This window comes from Aeribacillus sp. JST-2 (genome assembly GCF_056032925.1).
In genome coordinates, this window is record NZ_JBVVUU010000023.1 from 27,605 (window position 1) to 42,282 (window position 14,678).

At 39.3% G+C, this 14,678-nt stretch carries 11 protein-coding genes; 2 read left to right on the forward strand and 9 right to left on the reverse strand.

The genetic code is table 11. The features are described 5' to 3' along the window. Nucleotides 1-239: 239 nt before the first annotated feature. From AC0KTX_RS11820 to AC0KTX_RS11860, 9 genes are all read right to left on the reverse strand, one after another. Nucleotides 240-2,003, reverse strand: coding sequence for a glycoside hydrolase family 2 protein (locus tag AC0KTX_RS11820; protein ID WP_474252376.1), 1,764 nt, complete (start codon nt 2,001-2,003; stop codon nt 240-242). A 16-nt stretch (nt 2,004-2,019) separates the two neighbouring features. Continuing rightward, nucleotides 2,020-2,832, reverse strand: a complete 813-nt coding sequence (locus AC0KTX_RS11825) for a carbohydrate ABC transporter permease (RefSeq protein WP_474252377.1) — start codon at nt 2,830-2,832, stop codon at nt 2,020-2,022. Between the two features lie 3 nt (nt 2,833-2,835). Continuing rightward, nucleotides 2,836-3,714 (reverse strand): carbohydrate ABC transporter permease, encoded by an 879-nt coding sequence (locus tag AC0KTX_RS11830; protein WP_474252378.1) that lies wholly within the window; start codon nt 3,712-3,714, stop codon nt 2,836-2,838. A 26-nt stretch (nt 3,715-3,740) separates the two neighbouring features. Further along, nucleotides 3,741-5,033: an ABC transporter substrate-binding protein gene (locus tag AC0KTX_RS11835; RefSeq protein ID WP_474252379.1), complete on the reverse strand. Its 1,293-nt coding sequence runs from the start codon at nt 5,031-5,033 to the stop codon at nt 3,741-3,743. 278 nt (nt 5,034-5,311) lie between these two features. After that, a complete protein-coding gene (locus AC0KTX_RS11840; protein ID WP_474252380.1) occupies nt 5,312-6,232 on the reverse strand; it encodes an ArsR/SmtB family transcription factor in 921 nt (306 codons plus the stop codon). Nucleotides 6,233-6,739: 507 nt separating this feature from the next. Continuing rightward, a complete protein-coding gene (locus tag AC0KTX_RS11845) occupies nt 6,740-7,564 on the reverse strand; it encodes an Asp23/Gls24 family envelope stress response protein (RefSeq protein WP_474252381.1) in 825 nt (274 codons plus the stop codon). Between the two features lie 319 nt (nt 7,565-7,883). Next, on the reverse strand, nt 7,884-9,083 hold the full coding sequence (locus AC0KTX_RS11850) for a CaiB/BaiF CoA transferase family protein (protein ID WP_474252382.1): 1,200 nt from the start codon (nt 9,081-9,083) through the stop codon (nt 7,884-7,886). Between the two features lies 1 nt (nt 9,084). Then, a complete protein-coding gene (locus tag AC0KTX_RS11855) occupies nt 9,085-9,882 on the reverse strand; it encodes an enoyl-CoA hydratase/isomerase family protein (protein ID WP_474252383.1) in 798 nt (265 codons plus the stop codon). Nucleotides 9,883-10,306: 424 nt separating this feature from the next. Beyond that, on the reverse strand, nt 10,307-10,978 hold the full coding sequence (locus tag AC0KTX_RS11860; RefSeq protein WP_474252384.1) for a GntR family transcriptional regulator: 672 nt from the start codon (nt 10,976-10,978) through the stop codon (nt 10,307-10,309). Nucleotides 10,979-11,776: 798 nt separating this feature from the next. Here AC0KTX_RS11860 and AC0KTX_RS11865 point away from each other — a divergent pair. Next, a complete protein-coding gene (locus AC0KTX_RS11865; RefSeq protein ID WP_474252385.1) occupies nt 11,777-13,060 on the forward strand; it encodes an SLC13 family permease in 1,284 nt (427 codons plus the stop codon). A 1,084-nt stretch (nt 13,061-14,144) separates the two neighbouring features. Continuing rightward, a complete protein-coding gene (locus AC0KTX_RS11870; RefSeq protein WP_474252386.1) occupies nt 14,145-14,417 on the forward strand; it encodes a hypothetical protein in 273 nt (90 codons plus the stop codon). The last annotated feature ends 261 nt before the right edge of the window (nt 14,418-14,678 follow it).

The following is a 14,678-nucleotide window of genomic DNA, read 5'->3' on the forward strand; positions in this document are numbered from 1 at the left end:
AAAGATAACATAGTTCCTTTTATAAGCCCATGGTGTTGCCTTGCTTGTCGTCCAAAAACTTTGAATCCCCTTGTTGAAAATGAGATATTTCAAGGGAAAAGGAAATGAAATCGCTTTCAAAAAAAAGATGCGGGCTGTTGGAACTTGCCCATCGAACAGCCCTCCATCATTTATACCTCTATTCGAGATTAGAGATCGCATTTCTTTAGAAATTCATATTTTGCAACAAACAACTTTCATTATAGATCATTAACTTCTTTAATTTTTGCCGGATCGATTTTCGGTTTTCGGTCTTCCGTCAGCAAACCGTTGATTTCTTGTTGCACATCGGTAATTTGAGTATAACAATAGCCGCAAATATAATCCGTGTCTTTGATCGCTTTTGTAATCGAACGAAAACGATCCAAAAATTCTTCCTCCGTTTTCACTTGTTCGCCATAGCCCCATCCTTTTTCATCCTGAAAAGCAATGCCGCCATATTCACTAATGAAAATTGGCTGTCCTTTATATTTATAGCCTTTTGCCATCGCATACTTGAACTTGTTGTGAGGTACAACGTTTGTCACAATTTTCGTTTTGTCATAATACCGCTCGAGGAATTCTTCTCCATACGAAACATAATCATGCAGGGTAATAATGTCCGAAATGGTATGTTCCCAACCATCATTCACAATAACAGGCCGCATGTTGTCCATTGATTTTGTTAAATAATAAATCGCTTCCGTAAACTGTTGCTGTTTTCGATCCGTATAAATGTTTTGGACGCCCCACGATTCATTAAAAGGCACCCATGTGATAATGCACGGATGATTGTAATGTTGTTTGACAATATCCATCCACTCTGTTGTAAAATTGTCAACCGCTTCATCCGAATACTCATAAGTTGCTGGCGCTTCCGACCAGACGAGCAGCCCTTTTTGATCGCACCAATATAAAAATCTTTGATCTTCTATTTTTTGGTGTTTACGGACGCCGTTGTACCCCATCTCTAAAATTTTGTGAATGTCTTCCAAAATCGCTTCATCGGATGGCGGGGTTAAAAGAGTATCAGGCCAATAGCCTTGATCCAAAATCAGTTTTTGATAGATTGGCCGATTGTTTAACAAAACTTTGCCATTTTCTATGGAAACTTTTCTCATTCCAAAATAGGAAGATACTTGATCCATTAACTCTCCGTCTTTTGCCAATGTAAATTGGACATCATACAGATGAGGATGATCCGGATGCCACAACATAATTTTCCATTCATTAATTTCGCTCGTTATATCGATGGTGCATTGAAGGGTCGGCCGATCCACCAAAAGGGTGAATTCTTTGAGAACTTGACCTTGAAAGCTTATTTTCGTCGACAATTGAACCTGCTTCCCATCCTTGATTTCCCCGTCAATTTGATACTCAAATTCAATCGAATTTTGATCGATATCAGGGGTCATTTTAACATAACGAATGCTGTAGTCGTTCAAAAATTCCAGCCACACCGTTTGCCAAATTCCCGTCGTTTGGGTGTACCAGCAACCGAAATTTTTGCCGATCCATCTTTGCTTGCCCCTTGGCTGAAAACAACTTTGGCTATCTTCCACTTTGATAACGATATTGTTTTCCTTACCTGCTTCGGCAATGCCGCTGATGTCGAATGAAAAGGCGGTATAACCGCCTTTATGCTGTCCGACAAATTGGCCGTTAACCCAAACCTTTGTTATATAATCACATGCTTGAAAATGGAGAATGATTTTTTTCCCTTGATACTTTCCAGGGATTTCGAATGTTCGCTCGTACCACACATATGGATGAAAAACCGTTTCGCCTATTCCGCTTGCTTTGCTTTCGTAAGTAAATGGAACAATAATTTTTCTGTCAAAAACTCCTTTCATATACCATTTTTCCTTTTCTCCTATATTTTTGTCATCAAATTGAAAATTCCACTCTCCATTCAAATTGAGCCATTCTTCTCTTTCGAACTGCGGTCTTGGATATTCGTTTCGCACTTGTTTTGCCTGTTCCATCAAACCATCTCCTTTATTATCCTTTTATTCCTGTAAAACTGATTCCTTTCACAATTTGTTTTTCAAAGATGAGAAAAGCAATGATGACCGGAAGTGAAGCGACGGCATTCACCGTCATCGGCAGCACATAATCTTGGGAGTAATTCGAATTAAATGTCGGGATTCCCACTGGCAAAGTGTATAAATTTTCCGAAAAAATAGCCAAATAAGGCCACAAGAAATTGTTCCACGATCCGATGAACGTAAAAATCGCGATTGATGCAAGCGCCGGTCTAGCGAGCGGCAAAATCATGAAATAATACAGCCGGAACAATGAACAGCCGTCCATTTTGGCGCTTTCAATCACTTCCTTGGGCACGCTGTCAAAAAAGCTCTTTAAAATAATGACGCCAAGCGGCGATGCAATGCCCGGCAAAATCAGCCCAGTATATGAATCAAGCAAGTTCAAATCTTTGACAATTTGATACAGCGGAATGATTGTTGCTTCCCCAGGCACCATCAACCCTGCCAAAAAGAACACAAACAAAAATTTTTTATAGGCGAAGTTGATTTGCGAAAGGGCAAATGCAGCTAGCGACACAATCAAAAGGGTGATAAAAGTCGTCAAGATTCCGACGATGAGGCTGTTCAAAAGCCATCTTAACACTGCCGAATGAAAAAGAATAGAGAAATAATTTTCAAATGTCATAGGAGGCAGAAACCATTCGAAGACTTGATCGACCCCTATTCCTTGCGGCTTCAGGGAGACGAACAGCATCCAGATCACTGGAAACAAAAATATGATTGCTGCAATGAACGGAATAGCATTCGCGCGGATGGATTTCATCATAACTTATACCTCCCCTTCCTTTCCCCGCCATTTTAACTGAATGACCGATAGGATAAGCAAAATGAAGAACAAAGCGTAAGACATGGTTGCCGCATAGCCGAGATTGAATTTGATAAACCCGGTTTCATATATATATTGAATAAGCGGCCTCGTCGCTGTTCCCGGTCCTCCATTGGTGATTAATAAAATTTGCGCAAATACTTTATAAGAAGCCAAAATTTGCAAAAGCAAAATGATTTTGCCGATCGGAATCAACTGTGGCAATGTAATGTGCCAAAACTTTTGCCATGCGGTTGCCCCGTCAATATCAGCGGATTCATATAAGAAATCCGGGATATCCTGCAATGCAGAGAGGAATAACACCATGTTAAATCCGACTGTCCACCAAAGCGTCACACCGACAATTGTAACCCAAGCAAGTTTAGGATCAGCCAGCCAAAACGGTTCAGCCTCTATGCCGACAAAATGCAAGAAAGAATTAACGAGTCCGGTATACGGCTGTAACATAAAAATGGCAATATAAGAAATAACGGAAACCGACAGGATCGATGGAAGAAAAAAAGCTCCTCTGTAAAATGCTTTTAATTTTGAATTCCTATTTGCCATTAATGCCAAACATAGTGCCAATACGATCATGAAAGGGGTGGATAACAGAACAAACCATGTTGTATTCCAAAGCGACTGCCAAAAATCAGGATCCTTCAGCATGACCAAGTAGTTAGACAATCCGACAAAGTTCATCTTTTTCACAATCGTCCAATTGTAAAAGCTCATTTGCAAGCCTTTGATTATTGGAAAAATGGTAAAAACTATATAAAAAAAGGTAAAGGGAAGTAAAAACGGAATGGCTTTCATATTTTCTGAAAAGGTATTCGTTTTCATCAGCAAGCCTCCTCTAGCACAATCATCTATGGGGATTCTGTTAAAAGCGATTTATCCAGCAAGTCGCCGATTTCCTGATCGATTTTGCGAAAAGCTTCTTCTGGAGATGCGCTCCCGTTCCAAATCGTATCAAGATTACGAATCAAAATATCTTTAACTGGCCAATTATTAACGGATTTTTCCGGAAAATCGACATTGTTTGCGGCGTTTGCGTATTCACTGCGATACGGCATCTCTTTAAATTCTTTACTTTGAACAACCGTGTCCTTGGCAGGAATATGTCCGGCTTTCGCCCATATTTGGGTCTTTTCCGCCACAAAGTTGGCAAACGTTATGGCTGCTTTCTGTCTTTCCACACTAGCATTTTGATTTTTTGGCAAAATTAACGTGTGGGAGTCCCCCCATGTCGCTTCTTTTTCAAAAATGTTGGGCAATGGAAGTGCGCCGAATTCTAAATCTTTTGTTTGCTCCCAAATCCCTGTTGCCCAAACTCCGGTTGTCAATACAGCTGTGGAACCGCTTTGAAACATTTGATAGAAATCGCCGATATGCAACGGAATCACTTTGTAGTCATGATACAGCGCCTTCATGTAGTTGGCTGCTTCAATCGCTTTATCGAAATCAATGTCCGGAGACTGAAGGTCTTCCGAAAGGATCCCATCACCGCCCAGCTGGTGATACAACGCCCACCATAGCCGATAAGGATCGTCGCCGCTCGTAGGAAATGAATAGGTAATGACATCTTTTGGCAATGCTTCTTTTAATCGAATGAAAAAATCAATAAACCCTTGCGGAGATTGTTCCATGATCGGTTTTCCGCTCTCATCCAATAATCCGGCAGTTTTTAAATGCTTCTTGTTGTAATAAAAAATCAAAGGGTGCGTGTCGATGGGAATGGCATAATGTTTGTTGCGGAACATTGTTGCGTCCAAAATGTTTTGATTGAAAGTTTCCCATTCGATGTCCATTTTTTCAGCTAACGGATCCAGTTCTGAAACGATTTCCAGATTGACAAGTTGAGGAAGTCTTGAAACGTGGGATACTGCTATATCCGGTCCTTTGCCAGCGGCGAATCCTGTAACAAGTTTTGTGTAATATTCATCCCAAGCCAGTTGAATATTTTTGACTCGAATGTTTGGATGGGTTTCATTAAATTGATTAACAATTTCTTGCATATACGCGGCGTCACCGCCACCAAACATCGTCCAGTAGGTGAGTTCCATTTTTTTGTTGGCGGATTCAGGATTGTTGCTGCAGCCCAGCAGCATTCCAAATAAGAGGAAGCAGCATAACTTGATGATCCATACCTTTTTCTTCACAGAATCCCTCCTTTAATTGCTTCTGACTGTTCTTGCTGTTTTTTATTACAATTTTTTTAATTAAAACAATATGATTGTTTTAATTAAAAGATAACGCTTTCATGTTGTTTCGTCAATTATTTTTTAGAAAAATCAGAAATATTTTTTGCTGTTTTGCCGCTTCATCGATGTTTCGCCGCTGCTAAACGGTTCACTTAAAGCGATTCGCATTTTGGGATCAAAAAAAACAAACTCATTCATTACAACATTCCTGCAATAAATGAGTTTGTTCTAAAACTTTAAGAATAAATAACTCTCATTAAAATATCTTGCTCGTAATCCCCAAATCCTTTTCCGAAAAGGTTGATTCCGCCGATGTTTGCGGCATCCGGCTTAATGCCTATTTTAAAACGAACCGACTTGTTTCCGATTACTTTGAGGTCGTTCAACGTTACATCTGACACCTTCACGTCATCGAGATAGCTTCCGGTTTGTGTGACTTTCCATGTTTTCAGCAGTCCATATTGCGTGTGGGTATCTGGGAGCCATGCTGGATTTAGCTTTCCCCTTCTATCGCCAAAATCGCCGGGGCACGTCCAAGTGCATACTTCTGTTCCATTGATCCAAACCGTTATATCAGAAGGCCAATGATGGTCATAGCGCGGAGCTTCTGAACACAGTTCCACTGAGAATTGAATGGATTCAAGTTTGGCGTCGGCCGGAAGAAGCATAGGAAAATGATATTCCACATACCCTTTCCGAAACCAAATCAACTGGGCAGTCATTCGATCCGGATGATAGAAGAGCGACGGTTCATCATCCGGTTTCATGATGCCGTTTTGATTGATTAAACCGCACGTGGGGTAAACATCAAAATCCAAATAATGGCCAACCGGCATCTCTATTTGGTAGGAATTTTTCGGATTGTTCATGCCGGTTCTCAAGTTTAAATTCATGTAGATATCATCAAAATTTCTTGTGCAAACCTTCATTGTCCCCCTTGAGGCAGGCTGCAATTCGGTAATGATTAAACCGGCTTTTTCAAGCACCTTCACATTAAAAGCGATAGTGGAAACTGGCAATCCAAGCTGTTCAGACAATTCCAAGATGTTCATTTTTTTATAATTTAATAATTTCAAAATATTGATCCTAATTTTTGATGACAACGCATGCGCCACTTTAATAAGAATATCTGGTTCATCAATTGTCAATTCTAACACGCCATAACCTCCAGTTTATCAATTTGTTATCCTATTATACTGATGATCTCTTTTCTTGGCAATTTAATGGAAGTTATTGGCCGCAAGGAATTTTGTTCTATTCATTTTGGTTTATTTTCCCTTTAAAACGATTGTGAGGCGAGGGGCTCACTTCAAAATCCGAACGAACATGCTTTTGATTTTATGTGCAAAAACTTTTGATACTGCTCAAATTTCTGTAGTCGCTAGGCTGCAAGCAAATGTTCTCTTTATTAATATAGATCATGCCACGCTTTGCCTAACGTTTTTCTTGTAAAAATTCCTTTTTTAACAAAATCCCGTCTCGTCGCAAATTTGTATATGCTGTTTTAAACAAACATGGTCATCTTGTTTTTTTTAGGGGATAACTTGCAAACATTCATTCCACCTTCGTAAAAGAAGGATACAAAAGCATTCCCGCCATTCTTGTCGTCTACTTAATGGTCAAAAATGCGGTGCACTTTTCGATTTGCCGGCAATTTGAATAGTCTAGGGCGCAGAATAAGAGGATTCCATCGACAATTTATGGATATGAATATCAATGCTATTTAACTCTATATTTAAATATCTGAAAAAGTCATCGGCAACTTTTCTTTGAATCTGTTCGGCGACAACAGGTAATGCTTTATCCATTGGGTAATACATTGTAAGGCTTATTTTAATATTCGGCAACTCGTGTAAGGAGACATCTATCCGATGGCATTTTTTCACTTCTTGTATCAAAGTGCACGCATGCAAAATAATTTGTTTTACAACATGTTCAGAAATATGAATGGTTCCTTGTTGAAACCTCGGTCTGATAATCGTTGTTTCGCCAATTTCTTCCTTTTGGGAGGAAAAAATTTTCTTTCCTTTCATAATCATTTTTTTAAAAATATTCTGTTCGACCTCTACGTAAGGCAGTGGAATGATATGTTTCCCTTGCGTTTTTCTCACATACAATGCCATGTTGATTTCTTTTGAAGAGCGAATTTCTTCAATTTGATAATATTTATCAATTTTTCCTAATTGCAATTTTTCGGCAATTTGATCAACCATTTTAGCAGAAGTTCCAATAATAAGGATCGATGGAATATTAAGTGTTTTTATCTTATTCACAACTTCTTTTCGGTGGTCCTCATAAAAAAAGATGGCTCGTTTAATAGCTGTAATATAATTTTTTTCATATTTTGCCGAAATCCCTGCAGCCTTTCGCCCTCTATAAATTAACAATCCGTCATCAATGATAGCCGGTATGTTTTTACTATAGGCAAATGAAAGTGCACTGGAACTTTTCCCTGTTCCGCTAGGGCCAACAAGAGCGAATATGCGCATGATCGAAATCCCCTTTCCCTTAAGATTTTTATTGCCGAGGGGAATCGTCATACCAACTTTGGGGCGTCTTCATCGGCAAACCGGAAACCATTTGCTTCAACAACCAGTAATTGACAGGGAAATTTTCGTGCTGAAGCAAATGGTTATTTGGAGGCTAGATTTCATTTTGCCGGGATATTCACCTTCTAATTCTCCCTGGAAGAGAATGAAGGGTTAAAAAGAAAGTTTTGACACCAGGTAAATGCGAACGTAGCATACCTGTTAGAAGTTTTTAAAGACAAGTTCATTATTTAGTCGATTGTCGACCTTTATAATTGAATTATACATATGCTGAACGATCGACAGTAATGCCATCTTTTATGAATTGTTCTATTTCTTCTTTGCTGTAGCCCAATTGTTTTAAAACAGCTTGGCTATGCTCTCCATGAGCAGGAGGAACCGTTTTTAGCCTGCCTGGTGTTCGCGATAATTTCACAGGTATACCGAGCATTTTCAAGGTGCCAAGGGACGGATGTTCCATTTCAACTACCATTTCCCTTTCCTTAATATGAGCATCATTTAGAATGTCCGACAATTTATTAACCGGTCCACACGGAATTTTCGCATTTTCAAAGATGTCAACCCATTCATCCCTCGTTTTTCTTTTAAACGCTTCCTCAAGGATGGAAATTAGTTCATCTCGATTTTGAACCCGGTCGGGATTCGTTTTAAATTTCCGGTCTCTAAGAACTTCCATATCCATTGCCTCAACAAACGAGTTCCAAAGGTTATCATTTCCTACCGCCAGAATAAAGTGGCCATCTGACGCTTCAAAGACTTGGTAAGGAACAATATTAGGATGAGCGCCGCCTAATGGCTGAGGATCGTTGTTTGTCGCAAAATAGTTTCCAGCAAGATATGTTTGCCAAGAAACCATTGTATCAAGCAAGGAAACATCCACCCATTGCCCTTGGCCGGAACTTTGCCTTTCCCAAAGTGCTGAAAGGATGCCGATTGTGGCCCACATTCCTGCTCCGATATCCGCCAATGAATACCCCGCTTTGACCGGCGAACCGCCTGGTTCTCCTGTAACCGACATTAACCCGCCCATTCCTTGAGCCAAGACATCATACCCTGGCTTTTTGGCATATGGGCCTGTTTGGCCAAATCCGGAAATCGAAGCTAAAACAATTCTAGGATTATGCTGCTTTAAGACTTCAAAATCAATTCCCAGCTTCTTTAATGTGCCAGGTCTAAAGTTCTCAACAACAACGTCCGCTGTTTGCACCATTTTCAGGAAAATTTCTTTCCCTTTTGGATCTTTTAAATTCAGAACAACACTTTTTTTATTGCGGTTGACACTGAGGAAGTAGGCGCTTTCATTTCGGATGAACGGCGGTCCCCACTGTCTTGTATCGTCCCCTTGCGGACTTTCAATCTTTATCACCTCGGCACCTAAATCAGCTAATGTCATCGTGCAGAACGGACCGCTCAATATTCTTGTCAAGTCAATAATTTTAATTCCTGCAAGCGGCAGCATGTCAATCTCTCCCTTTAAAATTTGGTTTTCTTTTTTCTACAAATGAGCGAACACCTTCCGGAAAATCATTGGTGTCTATGCTGGATGCTGTCCCTGTATCCCAAGGGAAAAAAAGAGACGGTTTGTTAAAAGCGACAGATCTTTTAACAGCCAGAAGAGAAGCTTGCGACTGTTCCATTACTTTTTTCGCCAAACATAATGTAAAATGATCTATATCTTCACCATCTGGCACCATGTAATTCAGCAACCCCAATTGGTAGCATTCTGAAGCGTTAAACAAACGACCTGTATAAACTAAATCCATCGTCCGGCTCCCTCCGATCAGGTCCGCGATCCGTTTCACAAACATTTGGTTTAGCGTAATTCCCAGCCGTCCAACGGGAATCCCCATTCTAGCTTTAGAGGTGCCAACCCGAAGATCACATGCTAAAGAGAGGACAAAGCCTGCGCCTAATGCCGGACCGTCGATTGCGGCAATGGTTGGCAGCGGCAGTTTTTCAAAAGTCGAAATGGCTTGTTCTATCAAGCGAAAAGCTTCGTGTGCTTGATCAAGGGACATTCGGTTAAATTCTTTCAAATCTGAACCGGCAGAAAATTGATCCTTGCTTCCACGCAAAATAACTACTCTTGTTTTCCGATTTTCTGGAATCAACTTTCCGATTTCCGCCAACTCCCGCCACATGGCCGATGACATCGCGTTTTTCAGATGCGGTCTTTGGATCGTGACAATGGCAAGCCCGGCACTTTCTTGAAGTATAATTTTCCCATCTGTCTCCACCTGACTAATGGTTACCCTCATAAAAAATCTCCTTTCTGTCTGTAAATTTTAAGGTTTCTCCTACTTCTTCCCAAATAATTCTGTCATATTTTAATAATGTGGTATTCCAATCTGCCTTTTTTATCCAGACAATTGTCGACAGTCGTCTTTATTACCTTCATAATAGCCTCTGACCTTATAAAAGTCAATGTTAAATTTCTGAAAAATTCAAATTTTTATATTAAATTTGCCGAATTGCCGGAAAGTGGAGAATGTTTTTCGAGATCATTATTCAGTCTATGAATTGAAGAAGCAGGGGGATGAAATGAAGATATGAAGAAAGGGAGTCAATATGAATTAGCCAGCCCAAAAAGCTGCATTACTTACTTCATAATTACTCCCTTAATAATCATAAAAAGATAGTTCTTGTTCGTTTCAGAACATGCAAATCTTTTTCTCATTGTTGCTAATTATAAGATTGCTTATTTATAGTTTTGTTTTCAACCCTTTTTATGACGCTATGATTATGATTTTCAAGGAGAACAAGAGCTTCATCGATTAGGTTTTCCTTTAACAGATCTAAAATAATACGATGTTCTTTCAAAGACTTTTTTATATGTTCTTTTTCAAGAAATGATATTCTTTGAAGGACAAGTAAAGGCCGTCCTAATCTCCAATACATTTCCTTAATAATTTCACTTCCACTCATTTCAATTATTTGCATATGAAACTCTTGGTTTAGACTCGCGTACAGTTTCTCGTCGCCGTCAACCCCTTCCATTTGCTGTACCAATTGTTCCATTTTCCTAAGAGTTTCTTCATTTACACCGCGTACTTTAATTCTTTTCATCGCAAGACTTTCCAACACTACTCTCATTTCAAGAAGATCATAAACTTCATCTTCCGTATAACCCTTCACAATAGCTCCCTTTCTGGGAATCCGCTCAATTAATCCTTCATTTTCTAACAAATAAAGCGATTCCCTAATCGGCGCCCTGCTCGTCCCAAACTCTTCTGCGTAAGTGGATTCAATGATTTTTTCTCCGGGCTTCAGTTCACCCGACATAATTTGATTTGTTATTTTTTCCGCTATTTTATGGGACAGCGAATGATTATAAAATAATTGATTATTTTTCATTTCCGCCCATCCTCTCTTTAATGTCGACTGTCTATTTTAACATAATCTTATAATAACTTATAAACAAATACAAATTTTTGAAAAAATCTTTTAAGCAGGAAACTTCTTGTATTTTTATGGAATTATCCCCAATCTTTCGTTTGCCTCACCTTTCCATTTATTCGAGATTGGACGGAGCACCCCCCTTTTTTTCTAGTTTAAAAAATTTAAGGATCCATATTATTAAAATAAATAAATATACTCAATAATAACATTAATAAAAATTTTCAGATTTTTTATTGCAAATGTTTGAGGTTTGCTTTATGATATACATTAACGACAGTCGACAATTGACAAAATTGCAAATTTTCAATTTATATTCTCGAACATTTTGTAACCATTGATTAGTTTCAAAAATCTGCGACTAATGAAAAACATTGAAAGGAGGTAATGAGATAAAAGCACTTTATCTGATTTTTGCTGCCTTTCTTAACATCTATCTTTGCTAACAGACGATCTTACGAACAAATCATAAGCACCCTAAAGCTTTTGATTGACATGTGGTGTCAACAAATAATCTTGTACACCATTCAAAATATTTATAATCAGCTGCACTCCAGTTTTAGACTGAAGCAAATTACGATTCAAATTTTTGGTAGGTGATCCCTCATTAGTCTAAATTATAATTTTACGAATATTGCTATGATACTTTATTTCGATAATTTTATCTTCTCTGTCGATAGTCGATTTTTAAATGCTGGAGATTTTAGAAAGCGGTTACATTTATTTTGAAACTTTAACTTAGGGGGAGAAATCTGTATGAGTTTAGAGCTCATTGGAGTTTTGGTGCTTCTCATCATGTTTGTGGTGGGTTCATTCTTGCCAATCAACCTCGGCATTTTAGGATTTGTCGCTGCTTTTGTTGTCGGTGTCAGATTCGGTGGATTGAAGATGGACGACATCTATAGCGGTTTTCCAGCCGAACTGTTCGTCACCCTTGCAGGAGTTACTTACCTGTTTGCTATCGTTGAGAAAAACGGGACAGTCGATTTGATCACTAGTTGGGGGCTTCGCATGGTCAGAGGCAATCTTGGTCTCATTCCATGGATTATGTTCATGCTTTGCACCATTTTAACCAGTGTCGGCACCTTGGGGCCCGCAGCCATTGCGATCCTTGCGCCGATCTCGCTGCGTTTTGCCGCCCGATACAACATCAGTCCTCTGTTAATGGGGTTATTGGTAGTTATAGGATCCACAGCAGGTTCATATTCACCGCTGAATCCATATGGTGTCATTGTCAACGGTGTTATGCAAGCAAGGGATCTTCCTCATTCGCCTGGGCTGCTTTTCATAAATGCTTTTATCTTTAGTGTGTTTGCGTCTGTTATTGTGTTCATCATTTTGGGCGGACTTCGCTTGCTAAAAAAACGCATACCTGCAGATGGGTACGTAGATTCTTCAACCGTTGATGCCTCCGGAAATGAGGAAAAAAAATTTTCAGATAACGGATTAACATGGTATAGAGGTATTACGCTTATTGGCATCATCCTCCTAGTTGTCTTGGCTCTTACATTCGACATAGACATCGGTTTTGCAGCGCTGGGAATCGGCTTAGTATTGGCGTTAATAGCTCCAAAACAGCAAAAAGGCGTCCTAGCGCGTATGCCATGGTCTGTCATTCTTTTGATAACTGGAATTGTAACATATGTGGGAGTTCTGGAAACAATCGGAACCATTGATTATATGACCGATTTGATAGCAAGAGTTGGGAATCCGGTGACAGCAGCTCTTGCGTCGTCATACGTAGGCGGAGTCGTATCGGCTTTTGCCTCTACCACTGGTTTCCTAGCAGCTATCATCCCTCTGGCAGCACCTATTCTGCAAGATCCGACTATTTCTTCCATCGGCGTCGTTTCAGCAATTGCCATCGCTTCAAGCATTGTCGATTTAAGTCCTTTCTCTACAAACGGGGCATTGCTGCTTGCGAACGTGCAAGGGGTAAAAGAGAATGTGTTTTTTAAACAACTATTGCTTTCTGCTGCGCTTGTTGTAACTCTTGGACCTGGGCTCGCCTGGTTTGCTTTCGTTTTAATCGCGGGGTAACGTTTTTGGAACTTGCAATATTGGAATGTTTGAATAATCAACAGACTGCTTCATAACGAAAAAGAAATGGCTTCAAACCGGGGAATGAAAAAAAGCGGCCGAAAACTTTAAGCAAATTTGGCATCAAACAGCCCCCTCCAAAATTTGAAAGAGGGCTTTGTACATATGGCTTTGAAAAATAACGCTTTTGCAAGTTCGTGTCCAACTTTTGATATCAACCGAACAAAAAGAAGAGGATTCTTCTTATTCCTTGAGCATCCCATAATTGCAAATTATATACCCGTTCATGTGCGGTTCGATTTTTCTCGGAAAGAAACAGGAGCGATTGAATAAAGTTAGGAATAAACAAGCAAGCTGAGGCAAATAACAAAATATATTAACTGCCGATCTCAAGCAAAAATTTTCCGCAAACCAGATGGAATTAGTTTGCTTAAAGAAACTGCAATAAGATCTGCAGCAATTGGTATTTGGGATCGCATATTTCCTGCAAGTAAAAAGGAAAATAGTGCTCAAATAAAGAAACCTCCCCTCAATTAAACGGTCAAACGGTTGAACACCAAAAGTACGAAACGCACAGTTTCCTCTATCTGATAAGGAATAACCAGGACCAAATGACAAGCGAAGTGTAATGATTCCAACATTTTTCACGCTTTGTGCGCATAAATGCCGGCTAATCAAATATTCAGCAAGGATTTACTTGAACTTGCGGGAAAGATAAAACATAAAACTATATCGAATGGATCGCTATTGTTACCATTTTGCCAAATTCCATTTTCATTATAACTTGGCGCCATTAAAGCTCCTTACAACCCGCCTCCTAAATCCACTTCAAAAGGTTCTTCGAGGTGCTATATGTTAATAAATACCTTTATGTTCTCCATGATTAAACTTGATATCATGTCAGCTTTTCATTTAAAGAATTTCTCGTTAATGAACGATATTTTTTTCAAACAATGGATATGTGCCTATTCAAATCCACAATTGAATCATAGTCTAGTATGAAAACATTTTGGGCAAATTTCTTTATGTCATTTGAAAATGTTTAAGTGAGTTGGTCTAAAAAGAAAATGGAGGAGGAAAAAGTATGTACAATGAATTGGAACATGTTCAAACACATGAGGATGAAAGAATTTTTGGAAGACGTCCATTTGGATTCGGAAGACCTTTTGGGTTTGGCGGACCTTTTGGGTTCGGTAGACCCTTTGGGTTTGGAAGACCTTTTGGATTCGGCGGACCGTTTCTCGGAGGATTTTTTGGCGGATTATTAGGAAGCGCACTGTACCCTCCATATGGATACGGGTACGGTTACCCATATCCTTACTATGGCGGCTATGGTTACGGTTATCCTTATTATTAATAATTCTATGTTGATTTTCCATAATCCGGTTGTTAATGGGGCTATTTCCCCTTCTAAAAATGTATGTACGATAATTGGAAGGAAAGTTCTGCAAAGATTATATTAGTTAGTTGATAGTTGATAAAAGTTTAGCCTTTTCAGCTGCTTGGCAGAAAAGGCTTTCGTTTTTTAAAGCTACTTTAGTGTGTCAAGGCCGATTATTTTTTCCCCAAAATCGCCGGTTTAAAATTCCCCAGAAGGACCTTATTGATCCTTCTGTTT